13 protein-coding genes (1 of these 13 only partly in view) are annotated in these 15,991 nt (G+C 43.1%); 7 read left to right on the top strand and 6 right to left on the bottom strand.

Annotation, left to right across the window (positions count from 1 at the left end):
* From LC605_RS23055 to LC605_RS23040, 4 genes are all read right to left on the bottom strand, one after another.
* On the bottom strand, positions 1-2,779 hold a 2,779-nt coding region (locus LC605_RS23055; protein ID WP_229549847.1), incomplete at its 3' end, for a translation initiation factor IF-2 N-terminal domain-containing protein.
* Between the two features lie 148 nt (positions 2,780-2,927).
* A complete protein-coding gene (locus tag LC605_RS23050; protein WP_229549846.1) occupies positions 2,928-3,845 on the bottom strand; it encodes a histone deacetylase in 918 nt (305 codons plus the stop codon).
* A 75-nt stretch (positions 3,846-3,920) separates the two neighbouring features.
* A complete protein-coding gene (locus tag LC605_RS23045) occupies positions 3,921-4,700 on the bottom strand; it encodes an MBL fold metallo-hydrolase (RefSeq protein WP_229549845.1) in 780 nt (259 codons plus the stop codon).
* Between the two features lie 207 nt (positions 4,701-4,907).
* Positions 4,908-7,307, bottom strand: a complete 2,400-nt coding sequence (locus LC605_RS23040) for an amylo-alpha-1,6-glucosidase (RefSeq protein WP_229549844.1) — start codon at positions 7,305-7,307, stop codon at positions 4,908-4,910.
* A 131-nt stretch (positions 7,308-7,438) separates the two neighbouring features.
* Between LC605_RS23040 and LC605_RS23035 the strand changes: the two genes are divergently transcribed.
* The 4 genes from LC605_RS23035 to LC605_RS23020 all read left to right on the top strand — a co-directional run bounded on the left by LC605_RS23035 (position 7,439) and on the right by LC605_RS23020 (position 10,342).
* Entirely contained in the window at positions 7,439-8,050 is a 612-nt protein-coding gene (locus LC605_RS23035) for a peroxiredoxin (RefSeq protein ID WP_229549843.1), read from the top strand.
* Positions 8,051-8,379: 329 nt separating this feature from the next.
* A complete protein-coding gene (locus tag LC605_RS23030) occupies positions 8,380-8,916 on the top strand; it encodes a peroxiredoxin (RefSeq protein ID WP_229549842.1) in 537 nt (178 codons plus the stop codon).
* A gap of 13 nt (positions 8,917-8,929) precedes the next feature.
* Positions 8,930-9,583, top strand: a complete 654-nt coding sequence (locus LC605_RS23025) for a glutathione S-transferase family protein (RefSeq protein ID WP_229549841.1) — start codon at positions 8,930-8,932, stop codon at positions 9,581-9,583.
* Positions 9,584-10,042: 459 nt separating this feature from the next.
* Positions 10,043-10,342 (top strand): ferredoxin, encoded by a 300-nt coding sequence (locus LC605_RS23020; RefSeq protein ID WP_229549840.1) that lies wholly within the window; start codon positions 10,043-10,045, stop codon positions 10,340-10,342.
* A gap of 645 nt (positions 10,343-10,987) precedes the next feature.
* Here LC605_RS23020 and LC605_RS23015 read toward each other — a convergent pair.
* Positions 10,988-12,727, bottom strand: coding sequence for a SpoIID/LytB domain-containing protein (locus tag LC605_RS23015; protein ID WP_229549839.1), 1,740 nt, complete (start codon positions 12,725-12,727; stop codon positions 10,988-10,990).
* Between the two features lie 113 nt (positions 12,728-12,840).
* Here LC605_RS23015 and LC605_RS23010 point away from each other — a divergent pair, with 113 nt between their 5' ends.
* The 3 genes from LC605_RS23010 (at position 12,841) to grpE (ending at position 14,632) form a co-directional block, all read left to right on the top strand.
* A complete protein-coding gene (locus tag LC605_RS23010) occupies positions 12,841-13,104 on the top strand; it encodes a ParB N-terminal domain-containing protein (RefSeq protein ID WP_012410090.1) in 264 nt (87 codons plus the stop codon).
* A 103-nt stretch (positions 13,105-13,207) separates the two neighbouring features.
* Positions 13,208-13,699 carry a Dps family protein gene (locus LC605_RS23005; RefSeq protein ID WP_229549838.1) on the top strand — a complete coding sequence of 164 codons (492 nt, stop codon included), beginning with the start codon at positions 13,208-13,210 and terminating at the stop codon, positions 13,697-13,699.
* Between the two features lie 258 nt (positions 13,700-13,957).
* The gene (gene grpE, locus LC605_RS23000; RefSeq protein WP_229549837.1) at positions 13,958-14,632 is read left to right on the top strand and encodes a nucleotide exchange factor GrpE; all 675 of its coding nucleotides are present in this window, start codon (positions 13,958-13,960) and stop codon (positions 14,630-14,632) included.
* Here grpE and LC605_RS22995 read toward each other — a convergent pair.
* On the bottom strand, positions 14,619-15,991 hold the 3' portion of the coding sequence (locus LC605_RS22995) for a metallophosphoesterase family protein (RefSeq protein ID WP_229549836.1). 280 nt of this gene lie beyond the right edge of the window; 1,373 of the gene's 1,653 nt are visible here — the last part of the coding sequence; its start codon lies off the right edge, out of view; the stop codon is at positions 14,619-14,621. The genes grpE and LC605_RS22995 overlap by 14 nt on opposite strands.

Below are 15,991 nucleotides of genomic sequence, written 5' to 3'. Positions count from 1 at the left end.
ACTGATAGAAGGGGTAAACGCATTGACGTGCATTTACAAGGATCGTATCTAGCAATTCTTGTGTAATGCGAGTCAGAGTAGAGTCGATATTATTCCATTCCCATGATGCACCATAAGTCCGTTGCATTCTAATTAAAAAAACCTGGGTATTTTCTACTAATAATTTTCGTTGTTTGGGGTTTAGTAGTTGATAATTACTAAACTGTTGATAGGCTTCTTGCCATTGGGTGCGATCGCTCTTTGATAGCACCATTGGAATCTGACTAAAATTTTGCTGTAAAAAATAGCTAAAATTATGCTGTTTACCCCTTCTATCAGTAAAACCGCCCTCTATTTCATAAGCGATCGCCTTTGTCAATAACTCCCATTCTGGTAGGTTTATTTTGTATATTTTTGGTACGATTATTAGCTTTAATGTATTAGCAAACATCAACAAACCTAACGGTAAGTCAACTAAATTCTCTGTTAGTGGTAAACCAGATTGATGGCATTCTTTCAAAGTTTGATACAGGTGAGAAGGGGCTGTAGATTTCCATTCCTTAACTGCTGAGATAATATAATCTATTTCCCGTTGGCGATTTTCCCAAATTTGGATTGTTTGCTGGAGGTTTTGCACCTTGGCAAGATATTGCTGATAATCTGGTTGTAGCTGATTTAATGAGGCAAAATTTTGTTTGACAACCTGCACCAAGGCTGCAACTTCTGAAATGGCTTTACTCGCATCTTTAGCATAAGTCAACGCAGTTTGAAATTCAGCAATTTCTGTTGCTACAGTTTTACGCAACCAAGCTGCTAAACCAAAAGCACCAAGCGCCGGACGCACAAAGCCAAGTTCATTAGTATATTTGATGGTTTGACGAACATTTGCTAAAAATTCTTCTACCAAACTGTTACCTTCTGTGTATGGCTTAAGAAGTGGTAAAAAATCTGTAACTTCTGGAGCTTCCCAATTTATATTTGGTGTAGTATTTACTAAGTTTTCTAGACCAGCAATTAGGGATTTAACTTCGTTCTCTTTTTCTAAGGTTTCGTTATAAGATTTTTCTTGATTTTTAAAGTTTGATTCTAGTTTTATCTTATTTTTCTGGAATTTATTTTGTTGCTGATTGAATTCTTCCTCTGCTTGAAAGTAAGCTATAAATCTTTGTGATGATGCCAAGAAGTGACTGAAAACTTTAATATTTTCCAGCCGTTGAGTCAGGTTATTTTCACAATCATTCGCAGTATTTTCTAACCATCTACCAATCACTTGGTCTTCTAGAAATGGCTGTCCTTCCTCCCCAACTTTCTCGGCTCTCCCTTTTCGGACAGCGCGAATTACGGGGTTGTGAACTAATCGACTTAAGGCGTTATCTACTGCTAAATTGGCTTGAGATGCAATTAGAGTTCGTCCACCACGAAGGGCAATTTGATAGCAAATCTCGGCAATGACGGTAGTTTTACCAGTACCCGGTGGCCCTTGGATCAGAACAAGATCCTTAGCGGCAAGTACCTTTTCTACTGCTGCTTTCTGTCCAGGATTAGCAGAAGATAATAATAAATCTTGTGGTTGAATTTCGATAGTTGTTTTGATTGGTCTAGCTTGAGAAGCATCGAATAAAAAGTTACCCAAATAGGAATTTTGGGTGTAACCATTATTCAAATCATCTAAAGCCTTTTTCTTGCGCTGAATCTGCTGAATATCACCAATTGCCTCAAAACATAAAAATCCTGTATCTGGCAACTTATAACGCTCTGTTGCCATATATTCAGCTAAGTCGCGTTCTAATCTAAGGCTGATAATACAACGGTTGGGGTCAACTTCTTCAACAGTCCCTAATTGACGACCGCTAATCCAATTTTTACCAACGGGAGCAGTTTCAAAAAGCTTTAAATCTTCGTTTTTTGTGCGTCTTGCTCGTTCCCAAAAATTGTCTACATCGAGGTAATTCTGATAAAAACCGTCAAGGGTGGCTGAGGCTACATCAATTTCAAAACTGACTCGTCTTTTGAAGTTATAGTTATGACTTACATAACGCACACAAAATTGACGCGCTTTCGCGATTTTTTCCTCAATTTGCAAAAACGCTTTCCAAGCTTTCAGTTGATCTTCTGTAGGTACATTTTCGCCACAAATTGGTGCGGCTGCGATGCGTTTTAATGTTGCGGGCGGTATGTCGAGATGATGCTGATGATTAGACAGCAAACGCAAGGGACAAGGTATAACATAGCTATCGGCGTGTGCCCGTGAGGGTTGTAATAAGTAAGCCGACAGTATTTTTAAACCGCCGCGTCCATCTTTTGGTACAGATGCTCTAAATCCTAATGTTTTTCTGAGCTTCTCAAGTCTTGGGGGTAATGGAAAATCGTCGGAGTCTGTTGCTATTGTCAAATCCCAAATTTCTTCTCTTGCTTCTTTTCCCGCCCCTTTGCGACGCACATAAAAGAGAGAAGGCTTTTTCCCGACACATTCATGCATTAACTCATTGGCGCGATCGCGCCGTTCCCTAAAATCGGGATATGATTTCAGGGCAGTTTCACCTTCAAGATGGCGGATAAAGCTATCAATTGCTGAAGCGATAAACATATAGCCCCAATCTTCAGAATTGGTTTTAGTTTTAGAGGATTTTGCTGTTAGTTTATTTGCCACCGAACGAATACGTTCTGCATCAGATTCTGAGATGGTGCTGTTATGACTTTTGACTGCTATGTTGAGTTTTTCGCAAATTGCTAATAGCTTTTTGCTATCCAAATTCAATTCTTTTGCTAGTTCGTAGATTCTGAGTTTGCCGTTGTTCATCCAGTACTGCCTTTGCCAACAAAATTTTCAAGTCTAGTTTTCTTCAATGTTGGAGAGCGAAAATATTTTAGTACACAGTTTCGTAAATTCCTGGACAATTAAGGGTTTAAAAACTCTACGATTTCGATTACTATTACCCGTTAAATGACTATAGTTTATACTGCTGGTAAACTTCACTGGCGGCGCGATGCAGCAGGGAATGCCGCCAAACGAGTGATTTCAAATCATCAGCATAACCACCACCAATGACGCAGGCGACGGGATAACCGCTACTCATGCAAGTACTTAAAACCTGCATTTCTCGGCGGAAAATACCAGCATCTGTTAGGGCTAATTTGCCTAAGCGATCGCCTATATGAGGGTCTACACCAGCATCATAAAATACCAAATCTGGCTTGACTTTAGACAATAAATCTGATAGATAATTCGCCAAAGTTTGCAAATAGGCATCATCCTCCATTCCCGCCGGCAAAGGAACATCCAAATCGCTGTTTTGTTTAGTACCGGGGAAATTGACTTCGCAGTGCATGGAAAAAGTAAAAACGCTGTCGTCGTTTTGGAAGATAAAAGCGGTACCGTCTCCTTGATGAACATCTAAATCTACAATCAAGATTTTTTGGATGAGTCCGAATTTTTGTAAAACGCGACAAGCGATCGCCATATCATTAAAAATACAAAAACCAGATCCATAACTAGGAAAGGCATGATGAGTTCCACCAGCCGTATTACAGGCTAAACCCTGACTTAGTGCCAGTTTCGCAGTAAGTATCGTACCACCTACCGCTACACAAGTCCGATTCGCTAATGCTGGACTCCAAGGCAAGCCAATGCGACGTTGTGCTTTGGCATCTAAGGTTCCTTCACAATAAGCTTGAACGTAGCTTGGGGTGTGGACTAACTCGATCAATTCTAGCGGTGGACGTTCAGGGGTGTGAAATTGTTGTGTTTGCGCCACACCATCAGCTAACAGCAATTCGTAAAGTTGTCGGAACTTAGACATCGGAAAGCGATGTCCTTCAGGTAAGGGCGCAATGTAATCTGGGTGGTAAATAATTGGCAAGTCCATAAGGAAAGCTATGGAACAAAATTAGTAGTTGCCATGTTGTTTTGATAACATGGCAACCAGTATCTGTTCTCGAAGTCAAATTGCTAATGCTCGTTTTTCTAATGGTAGTTCAAAGCGATCGCCTGGTTTTGGCTCAACTACCCGCGTCGCAAGATTGTTTTTCTCTAATAACGAACGAAATTCCTGAGCATTTCCTTTAGTCTGAATGAAATTCGTCAACAATCCTTCAAAGGCCACATCCCCACCAGCCGCAGTAGGTATTATTACTTGAGGCTGTAACGACTTTACTACTTCTAAAGCACTATTTTGTCCTTTAATAATCGGCCCAAGCAAAGGTAGCGTCATGTCAACAAACGGTGTAATCACTACATCGATCGGTGCAGCTTGATTAAGTTGTGGAGAATGATACCCATGAGGCTCGTAGTATACAGTTAAACCACTCTCTAACTCTTTGAGGAGATAACTATTTTCTACCAGAGTAGGGCCAATTGGAGAGCCGGGAAAAGCTTTGATTTCAACTTGATTATTGAAAGTGAAAGTTTCACCATGAGCTAATACTGTTACTTGGGTGTAACCTAACTGCTGCACAACTTTGGCAGCATTGGGAGAAGCAACAACCTTGATGCTGTGATCCAGCAGCTTCAGCGTTGGTGGGTGAGCGTGGTCTTCTAAACCCTGAGACAGCAGAATCAGATCAATATGATCTGGGATTGGGCGCTCTTGCGATCGCGAACCTTTGAATAACCAATCCAAATTGCTAAAAATCAACGAACCAACCAGCCAAGGGTCAATTAGTATTCGTTGATCGCCAATTTCTAATAGCCAAGAGTTACTGTCTAACCAAGTTAAAAACATAAATTTTGTCAAGATAACGCCTACCTTTATTATCAATCGCGTCAGCTTTCCTTAGTAGACAGATAAAATCAGGACTTACGCAAAAACTCTCTGCAACTCTTCTTTCTTGGCGTACTTGGCGTACTTCTCCCAAGGGGAGACGCACTCGCGTTTGCGGTTCGTTTTTTCATGATTTTGCCTAAGTACAATATTTCATAAATTTAACTATTATTTTTGTATGTGGCGGATTACTTCAGCAACTGACCAAGCTTGAGCGATCGCTCCTCTGGGTGCATGAGGTGCATCGCCATCAAAAATCTCAGAAATAGAACCAAGACAAGCGTCAAATAGGAAGTGATCTAGCAGAGGTTGCCAATCAAAATGCAGCGATTTTTGGGGATAAAAACGTTGCCAAGCCCGAATATATGGCCCAATTAGCCAACCCCAAACAGTGCCTTGATGATAAGCGCGATCGCGTTGCTCTGAATTGCCTTCGTATTTCCCTTTGTATTGGGGATCTTCGGGATTGAGGCTGCGAAGACCATAGGGGGTGAGCAAGCTGGTAGTTGCCAAATCTAATATTTGACACCCTTGCTTTTCAGAAAACCCACAATGGTGCAGCGAGAGTGCCAAAACGGCATTGGGACGAATTTGAAAATTTCGGCGATCGTCTAGATCAATAGTATCGTAGAGATAACCTAGATGAGGATTCCAGAACTTTTGCAGCGAGGTTTTCACGCGTTGTGCTTGTTGAGCATAACGCTGTGCTTGTTTAGTGAGACGCACTGGCTCACCATACTCAAGCTGGCTCAAGCGCTCTGCCCACTGACTCAGCCAACATAAAGCAGAATACCACAACGCATTAATTTCCACTGGCTTACCGTGACGGGGAGTGACGGGGTGTGACCCAATTACCACATCCATCCAGGTGAGAGCTACACCAGGAGCATCCCAACTAACTAGCCCATCAGTCGCATCGACCTGGATATTGAAATGTGTACCACCCACAAATGCTTTGTAGATTTGCTGTACAATCGGGAATTGCTCTGCCAAAAATTCCCAGTCTTGGGTAGCTTCTAAATAAAGCCCTAAAGTTTCAATCCACCACAACGCCGCATCAATACTGTTATAAATTGGTTCGCCATTGACATCAGGAAATGCATTAGGAATCAAACCGTGGCGACAATAATGCCCAAAAGTTCGCAATACTCCTTTTCCCAGGTCAAAGCGCTCTGGAACTAATGCCAACCCAGGTAAGGCAATTAATGTGTCGCGTCCCCAGTCATTAAACCAGTGATAACCAGCAATGACCGTGGGGCCTGCAATTGAGGCTCGATAGACGATAAACTGATCGCTTGCTTTGAGTAGTTGTTGCCAAATTGGGGATTGGGAATTAAGGATGGGGCATTGGGCACTTGTACTGAGCGTACCCCTGCTCTTAAGCAAGCTACGCGTAGCGTCTGCAAGAGTTGCCGTTGGCGCAGCCTCTGGTAGAGTTGTATGGGGCATTGGAGATTCGTAATTATTCCTCTGCTGCTCTACTCCCTTGCTCTCCTGCCCCTCTGCCCTTCTGCCTCCCTCCATCCATCCATAAATCTGTGAGAGCCGTTTTTGCTCTGCCTCAACGGCTTCTGCAAAGCTTTTGGGGGTGAGAATACTTGACACCGGGTCGGGAAAACCCACTCGCGCTTCTAGAGTCACTGTATCTCCTGGTTGGAGTGTGACTGTCAAGTAACCAGGACTGTAGAGGTCTTCTTTGTCGCCTAATCCCCGTTTCGTTTCCTCGATCAATTCGTAGTGCCAATACCAAACTCCATCTGGTTGATAATTTCCCTGTGTCCAACGCAAGTGCCAAGGTATGCCGAAATCCCCAGAATTAATTGCTTGTAGGCAGACTTGCTGTTGCCCTAGCAATTGTGAGAACTTTAATTCTTTACTAGCACTCTGCTGGTGATGAAAGTCACGTTCTGCTATCAACAGTCGCAACCGTAAAATCGCTGTATGAGTTCCCTCGTAACGATACTGGATTAAAATCCGATGGCAAAATTGGGCAGGGGCATCAGGTATAGGGCATTGGGGAGCCAGTGCCTTGGCGAGGCAGTGCGTTGGAGTGGTTTCCCGGCTTGAAGCAACTACCGCCGACTTTGCCGACTTGTTCGTTTTTAGCGTTCCCGCAGGGTAGCAACTGGCCTCATTGGGCATTGAGCATTGGGAAGGGTGGAGAAAAGACGTTTCCTCCTGCTCCCAGCTAAGAGATCCCCTGCTTCTCCCCCAGTTATCAGTTCCCACCAAACCATAGGGCATGACCAGTTGTCTAGTTAATTGCCAGTTATCTTGACCCCAAATCCATTTTGGAACTGGGTTAATATCAAAACAGCGTAGCAGTTCGCAGCCTGTTGGCTCAATCTGACCGTTACCCCAAAAATTTGTCCCCAGTGCCACAACGCTCCCTAACACTTCCAAGCTAGCTTCTAGGTGCGAAAACAGCAGAGTCCGCCCAGAGGGTGGGTTTGTAGCCGCAAACAGCCAACCATGATAAGTGCGGGTGCGGACATCAGAAACCGTACCACTGGCAAAACTTCCTAGTCCATTGGTAAGCAACCATTCTCTTGTATCTAAATCAAGCATTTGCTACTCAAAATCGTTATGAGTATGATATAGTCGTAACAGATCGTAATTAAACTGTGAGAGCATGGATGGGTAAGTTTTACTTGGCCCGAATTCCAACGCTAATAAACCGATAAAGGAGAATTAGGTTAATGTCCCTTACTTATGGAACCGAAGGAAGCCTCCGCGTTGGTCAACAAGCTCCCGATTTCACAGCAACGGCTGTGGTAGACCAGGAATTTAAGACAATCAAACTTTCCGATTATCGCGGTAAGTATGTCGTCCTGTTTTTCTACCCACTAGACTTTACCTTTGTTTGTCCCACCGAAATTACAGCATTTAGCGATCGCTACGAAGAATTCAATAAAATTAATACGGAAATCCTTGGGGCTTCCGTTGATAGTGAATTCTCGCACCTCGCTTGGATTCAAACAGATCGTAAGTCTGGTGGCGTCGGCGACCTGAATTATCCTCTAGTCTCGGACATCAAGAAAGAGATTAGTGCCGCTTACAACGTTCTTGACCCAGCAGCAGGCATTGCCTTGCGTGGTCTGTTCATCATCGATAAAGATGGTATTATACAGCACGCTACCATCAACAATCTAGCTTTTGGTCGCAGCGTTGATGAAACCCTGCGGACATTACAAGCAATTCAGTATGTTCAGTCTCACCCTGACGAAGTTTGCCCAGCTGGCTGGCAACCTGGTGACAAGACAATGAATCCAGACCCAGTGAAGTCTAAAGTCTACTTTTCTGCTGTCTAAATTTTAAGGGTTAGCAAACTCTCATCCATCCTGTTGGAGTTAACAGCAAAATCAATGGAAACCACAGATAAACAGAGATACACATTCAACAATGTTACCCTCGGTGTCCATCTGTGGTTTTTTCATAGAAAGCGGCGGGAAACTCCATCCTGCATAGTGGGTGGAGACGGATAGTCGCCATTGCTGTCAACTTAACCTGAAACGGGCGGTTAAAAACCGCGTCTACACAAACAAAACCCTCCACCCCCTCGTGGGTGGAATTTTTCATAAACAAAATAGTATTTAAATAACTCTTTGACAATCTAAAATTCCAAATCCCAAATAGTATTATGCTTACTTCAACTGATTTTACTGGTTTATTAAATGAGCGATTTTTCCGTAACTTTTTACCAGTTCCAGCTAGTAATAAATTGAGACTGGGAGTAGGAACACCAGACTTTCAACTGCCAGATATTAACAACGGTAGATTAGTAAAATTGTCTGATTATAAAGGTAAACAACCTGTATTAGTTGCCTTGACTCGCATCTTTACCGAAAAGCAATATTGTCCCTTGTGTTTTCCTCATATTAAAGCTTTAAATGAAAACTACGAACAATTCAAAAATCGTGGCATAGAAATTTTAATGATTACTAGTACCGATGAGCGGCAAAGTCAAATAGTTGTGAGGGATTTAGGTTTACAAATGCCGTTGCTGAGTGATCCCAGTTGTCGAGTTTTTCGTACCTATCAAGTAGGACAAGCACTAGGAGCGCCTTTACCTGCACAGTTCGTATTAGATAAAGAAGGAAAACTCCGCTACTGGCATTTATTTTCTTTTCTGGATCACAATGCTGGTGTTGAAACATTATTACAACAATTTAATTGACTGAGGTTTTATCATGCTGACACTTTACCACGCGCCTATTTCTCCCAACTCGCGCCGCGTCTGGATTACTCTACTGGAAAAAGGACTTGAGTTTGAATTAGTAGAGATAAAAATAGATGGGGAGCAGTTTAAACCAGATTTTTTAGTAATTAGCCCTTTCCATCACATTCCAGTGTTAGTAGATGACGGCTTCAATGTAGTGGAATCCTTAGCAATTCTGGACTATTTAGAGGCAAAATATCCGACACCTGCGATGTTGCCTAAAAATGCCAAAGATTTAGCGATCGCCCGCATGGTACAACTAGTAACTGTGAATGAGCTTTTGCCAGCAACCACCACCTTTCTACCTCAGTATCTTGGCTTGCCTGGAGGAGATCCAGCAAAAATCGAGAAGGCAGAGCATAAAATTGCCACAGTGCTGAAGTTTTTTGAAACTTTATTAGACCATCGCCCTTACTTTGCTAGTGACAACCTCACTCTTGCCGAAGTTGTGGCTGGAACTGTAGTAAGTGTGCTGCCTAGTGTAGGCATATCTTTAAGTAAATATCCAAAATTAAATGCTTGGCGCGATCGCTTGATTGTACGTCCATCGTGGCAAGCTACCGAGGCTACACCGGAGGCAATAGAAGCGTTTAAGTCCATCGTAGTGGCGAGAATGGTGCAGTAAATTCATACCTTTGAGGCAATAGGGTTCGGTTAACGTTTTATATTTTGAAGACCCCCCAACTCTCTATTTTTTTATTTGGAAGTCCCTTGCTTGGTCATAACCCTCTTTTACCCCCTTTTAAAGTGGATCTTAACCAAACCTTATTGGGAGTTGGGGATTTTTTCTGCGTAAGCCCTAGAAAACATGAGTGAGATTAATCTCACTCATGTTTTCTGATACATAACATAGCTTTTTCTAATTACAACCCGACTACGGCAAGAAATCATATAAATAAAACTTATCGGGATTAAGTAACTAAATTTCATTACTAATCGGGTTCAATTTCCAGTTACATCGTTTAATTTTTCTCGTAGTATCAGAATTGAAGCAAATTTTAATCGGCGGCTAATCTCACAGAATAGCCGTAACCTTTGCCTAAAAATAACTTATACTCCCGTTTGCAAAAGAGAGGATTACTCAATGCCAACTTATAAAGTCACACTAATCAACGAGGCTGAAGGGCTGAACCAAACACTTGAGGTTGATGACGATACCTATATTCTAGATGCTGCCGAAGAAGCTGGTCTTGACCTGCCTTACTCTTGCCGCGCTGGTGCTTGCTCGACTTGTGCAGGTAAAATCGTATCGGGTAAAGTTGATCAAGGTGATCAGTCATTCTTAGATGATGATCAAATAGAAGCTGGATATGTCTTGACCTGTGTCGCTTACCCAACCTCTGACGTGACAATCGAAACTCACAAAGAAGAAGAACTCTACTAAGAGTTAGCTGAAACAGCAAGAAGCCCCACGTCTCACTTTTAGGAGCGTGGGATGAATTGCGAGTGAGTTGACGACAGTTTAGCGACCCATGCGACAGCGCGGTCGGGAAACATGGAGGAAACGAACAAATCTAAGTTAAAATTAATATATAGGGGCGGCAGGGCATTCCGTCTCTCTAATAAAGCTCATCGCCTCCTAAGCAATAGCCGGATTGGGTGAGAAGCCTATACTGTACTGTACTCAGTCAGTGTAGGAGTATGTCACTCCCCTCAACAATAAATCTCTTGCAAGAGTTAGTAATGTTGACAAAATAGAACTACGAAGTCCCGAAGGCTGTTCCCGATGAATTTGGACAGCTACGTCCGTCTTACGGCGGGGTAGTTCACCAAAAAGCCTAATTTCGTGTTGAGCAGGAACGCAAAATTTATTGTGTTCCTGCTTGATTTTTTACAGCAATTTTCAGCTAAATATAGCAGTCCGCTTTGATTTTTGAAATTATTTGCGTGGTGCGCGCAGCGCAAGCGCGATAGATAATGGAGTTTTCCATTAGCTTACAGCTATTTTCAGGTAAATAGACCACGGGGTAGGGGCGCAAGGCCTTGCGCCCCTACTACGACAGATGTGGTTCAAATACATGAAAATAGCTTAAAATTGAGTCTCTTTGCTGAGAATTTGAATCTGAGTACCAGGATAGTAAAACTGGAGAATTTTCGGACTTGACCAACCTAATTTAGCTAAATTTTGAGCGCCAGTTTGACTCAAGCCGACTCCATGTCCTAATCCACCACCAATAAAAGCGTATCCCCAGAGTTCCGGTTGGCCTTTGTTCAGGGGTTGTATGTAAAAAAGCGTACTTGTGGGAGCGGCAAAGGCACTGCGAACTTCGTCTTTGTGCAGAATAAATGTGCTGTGATCAGTTCTAACCGCAAGTTCGAGGATACGTCCACTTCGGCTTCGCTTCACTACTGCCATAGCTTGAATTGTCTTAAATTTGGCATGGGGACTGTTTTTCACCCGCAAAAATTTCTGCAAGTCCTTGATAATATCCTTTAAAGGGGTTTCCTTGTGCCAACGAAACATATCCCACTTGCTTTCATTAAATCCTTGTTGCATATTAATAAATTTTTGGAAATTCTTTTCATCTGCTAAACTCTGCTTAGACAAGTTCCAAAAATTAGTCGCAGCATCCAATACAGGGCGTAGATAGGGACGATCATCGCCATTCCAGACATCGCTGAAGGAGGCTGTCACGCCACCAGTGGTGGAAGAATAGAGGGCATCTATTAGTTCATTTTTATAAGTCAGTACTTTACCCCTGGTTGAGGCGATCGCTCGATCTGTTTTGGCAGCTGCCCCATTCAGCCCATAATAAACTTGGCAGTGAGTATCAGCACACAACTGATAGTTATCTGCGGCAAATCTACGTAAATTTCTCAAGGCATAAGTCCGCGCCAGAATTGCCTGAGCTTCCAGCGCTGATGTTGGTGCATCTGTGCCTATTTCGTAAGGCACAACCCCACGCAAATAAGTTTCTAAGGGTACTTGATTAACTAGAGTGTATGTGCCATAGGCGTTTGGCTGCAAATTCAGTCGGCCAGCATAAAGACGAGCATTTTCTGGTTTTTCGCTTTTATTCACCCGAATCAAGTTGTTCTCAGTGCTAATTTCCAAATCATTCGGGCTATAGCGATTACCATCCACCACCCAACTCACTCGCGGCACTTGTTTCCGGATTTTAGTATCAATATATACTTTCTCTTTTGTAGAGGCTTGGATGTTTTGCAATAGCAAGCGTCGCAGTAAAGGAGTGCTGTAAACATCTCGTTTTGCCCAAACCTGCCAGCGTTCTGGCTGGGCCATTTCCACTTCCATTCCCTGAGAACGCCATTTATTAGCACTGTCTTCCGCAGTTTCAAAAGTTCGGTATGTGCCCAAAACTACTACTTCTTCCACTGCTGACTTGGGTAAAGCTTGCATTACTGTTTCCAGCTTTACAGGGTTCTTGGTAAAGAGGATTTGCTGCTTATTACCCGCTTGAAATTTTAGCTTTAAGCGATCGCCTTTTATCGGTTCCAGTTGCAGCTTGGCTGTGGGCTGTGAGCCAAATCGCTGCACAATCCCAATTTTCAGTTCCATATCCTGGATGTTGCTCTCAGGCCCTGATGCAGCAGTCAGTCCCAATAGACAAAATGTTGTCAGCACAGTGTGGGAAAAACGCCAAAACGAAAATTTCATGGCTACTTGATAGCGTTCGCGCAGCGTCTCGTAGAGAAGCGGTAGCGAATAATCGCCTCTTGCGCGTCTCCTAGAGAGCATCTTCTGCCCCTTAATGCGGCGTTGGAGCGGATTTCCCAATTGCTTTGTAGCGCGGTTTTTTTGTCGCATGAGTGTTCCAATGATACCATTACCAGTTTTGCCCCGAAACACTTGTAAAACGTAGTCATAATGACTATGATTTATTTAGAGACACAAAACAGAACTAGTTGGATAAACTCTTTATGGTTAGAGTCCAAGAAATTCCATTAAATCAGATAAAACGGCCCTTGCCCCGTGCAAACGATCCAAATAAAGTGCAAGCCTTAATGGAATCGATTGCGGAGATTGGGCAGCAAGAACCCATTGATGTCCTAGAAGTAGATGGACAATATTATGGCTTTTCTGGTTGCCATCGGTATGAAGCTTGCCAGCGTTTAGGCAAAGAAACCGTTTTAGCCAGAGTTCGTAAAGCACCCCGTAGCGTTTTGAAGATGCACTTGGCATAGAGAATGAGAGAGGGGAGTAGGGAGTGGGACGAGGGAGACAAGGAGAATAAACCATGCCCAGTGCCCAACCCCCAATTACATATAACCTAATTAGGAGAAAATTATGTCATCGAAAGTAACAATCAAAAATGTAAATATCGGCATTGACGAGGCGAGTAGAGCTAAAATTGCCGAGGGTTTATCTCGCCTGCTGGCTGACACTTATACACTGTATCTGAAAACTCATAACTTCCACTGGAATGTAACGGGGGCGATGTTCCAAACATTGCATTTGATGTTTGAAACCCAGTATACAGAATTAGCCTTAGCAGTTGATTTAATAGCTGAGAGAATTAGAGCGCTTGGTTATCCTGCACCAGGAACGTACAGCGAATATGCCAAACTGAGTTCGATTCCAGAAACTCCGGGAGTTCCTAAAGCTGTGGAAATGATTGCCGAACTTGTGGAAGGACAAGAAGCCGTAGTCCGAACTGCACGGTCTATTTTCCCTGTGGTAGAGGAAGTAAACGACGAACCTACCGCCGATTTATTGACTCAACGGATGCAAGTACACGAAAAGACAGCTTGGATGTTGAGAAGTTTACTGGAAGAATAGTACTGAGGAATGGGGCATGAGGCATAGGGCATAGAGCAATACACTTGGGTTAAGCATTTCTTTCTTCTCTTTGCGTCCTTGGCGTCCTTCTCCCAGGGGGAGACGCACTCGCGTTTGCGGTTCGTTAAAAAAACTGACTTTTACTGAGAGTTTTAGCCTTAACCCAAGCGTATTGGGGCATAGAGCATAGAAAACAAACTGAATTCCCAATGCCCAATTCCCAATTCCCAATGCCCAATTCCCAATTCCCAATTCCCAATGCCCAATTCCCAATTCCCAATGCCCAATTCCCACTTGTTGCAAGATTTAATGCAACGAGTGGGTATTTCTAGTTTTAAAGCGCTGAGTCGCGCTGCTGGTGTCTCAGAGCGTCAACTTTTGCGGTTACGACAAGGAAAGCTAGAGCAGATGCGGCTAGATGTGCTGCTCAAGCTGTCGCCAGTGCTACAGATGCCATTGAATGAATTAATCACAACTTTTTCAACCCTAAAGTTAATACAAGAAAAAGCAGCGCCCACTCAGGAATTATTACAAGAAATAGCAGATTTAAGAACAGAGTACCAGCGATCGCAGCTTCAACTAGAACAGCAGCGAGAGATATTACTACAAGAACTCCAACAGTCAAGCTTGCAACTGCTGGAGTCTTTATTATTGCAATGGCCAACAGCAGCACAGAAAGCGCAAGAAAATCCACAGCTAGCAGCAGTCAAAATAGTACCGTTGGTGCAGAAACCCCTAGAAAAACTTTTACAGGCGTGGGGAGTAGAAGCGATCGCACCCGTGGGAGCAGAATTACCTTATGATCCCCAATTGCACCAATTGATAGAGGGAACTGCACAGCCAGGTGAAATAGTCAAGGTGCGCTATGCTGGGTATCTTCAAGGTGAGAAGCTGCTTTATCGAGCCAAAGTAAGTCCTGTTAAAGAGAGTTAGGACGTAACTTAAATTCGTCAAACTTTAATACTTCCGAATCAGGCTTGCGAGTATCAAAACGATAACTACTTATCGTACCCGTCGCCGTATCAAAGATACTGAAAACCGTAATATCATTGCTGGCAATATAAGGCATCGGCTTCCCGTCTTCGCCCAGCATAGGGGAAATTTTTGGCACTATCGGTTCTAACCCATTAGGATCACCAAGCTTAACATAATCCTCTTGATATCCAATTGGCACTTCTCGGTTTCTGTAACCCCAAGCAGCACCGTAAGTATTGCCCACATTAGATGATTCCAGAAAGTGCATTCCACTGGGACTAACAAAGCGGTTCCACAAATGAGAATGCCCATAAAATACCAATTGCACATTAGCCAGTTCTAGTAAAGGGACAACATCGCGGATAATATAATCTGCGTCTTTAGGGTACTCGTAACGCACTGCTTTGATATTGCCGCCATCCCGTTCAATTATCTGTACTGGTTCTGTATAAGCAGGAACTATATTATGACCCAGAGTGTGGGGTGGATGATGGAACATCACAACTTTGTATTTTGCTTGTTTAAACTCAGGGCTGTTGAGTTCTGCCTCCAGCCAATTGTACTGCTTGCTGCCTTTAGCAATTGGCTCATAAATCAGCTGTCCATAACCCCAATTTTCAGGATTATTTAAATCCTTTTCTGCTTCTCGATATCTACCCTTACACTTTCCATCCAAGCTGGGAGTCCGCCACATATTCGTAGCGTACAATACCACCAAACGCACATTACCAAAACTGACTGCATAATACCTTTTTCCACCTTCTTTACTTTTTGGTAAAGAGAAAATTTCTTCGTAGGTATTAGTATTAAAAGAATTATCTGTTAAAGATTTCTCCCCATAGTTTTTTTGAGCAACGACACGGGGAATTGTATCATCAAATTCACCATCTAAACTTCCCGTCCGGCCAAATCGCCCCATTACCTCATGATTGCCAATGCAAGTAAACATGGGTGCATGTTGAATTATTTGCCCACCAGTATAGGTTGTCTTAAGGTTGTTGTGCGTCATGTCATATTTAGCACGACCCTGTAAGCCAGGAAACAACGCATTACCACTATTATCATCAAACCATTCAGAGGCGCGATCGCTGACGTTGACCAAATCACCAGCAAACCATACCCCATCGACTCGTCCAACTGTTTCTACTACTTTTTGCAGATTTGCTGCCGTCATTGGCTTTAATTGATGATCTGAGGTAAGTAGAATTTTTAGTGGTGTATCTGATTTTGGAGTAGGTGCGAGGCTAAAAATATCACTGCTAACACTCTCACCGTCTTCGCGCACACTCGTAACACGATAGTTTATCCGCAAACCAG

The sequence above is a fragment of the Nostoc sp. CHAB 5836 genome (genome assembly GCF_020829445.1).
Classification (GTDB): domain Bacteria; phylum Cyanobacteriota; class Cyanobacteriia; order Cyanobacteriales; family Nostocaceae; genus Nostoc.
This window is presented reverse-complemented; position numbering and strand designations above follow the sequence as displayed.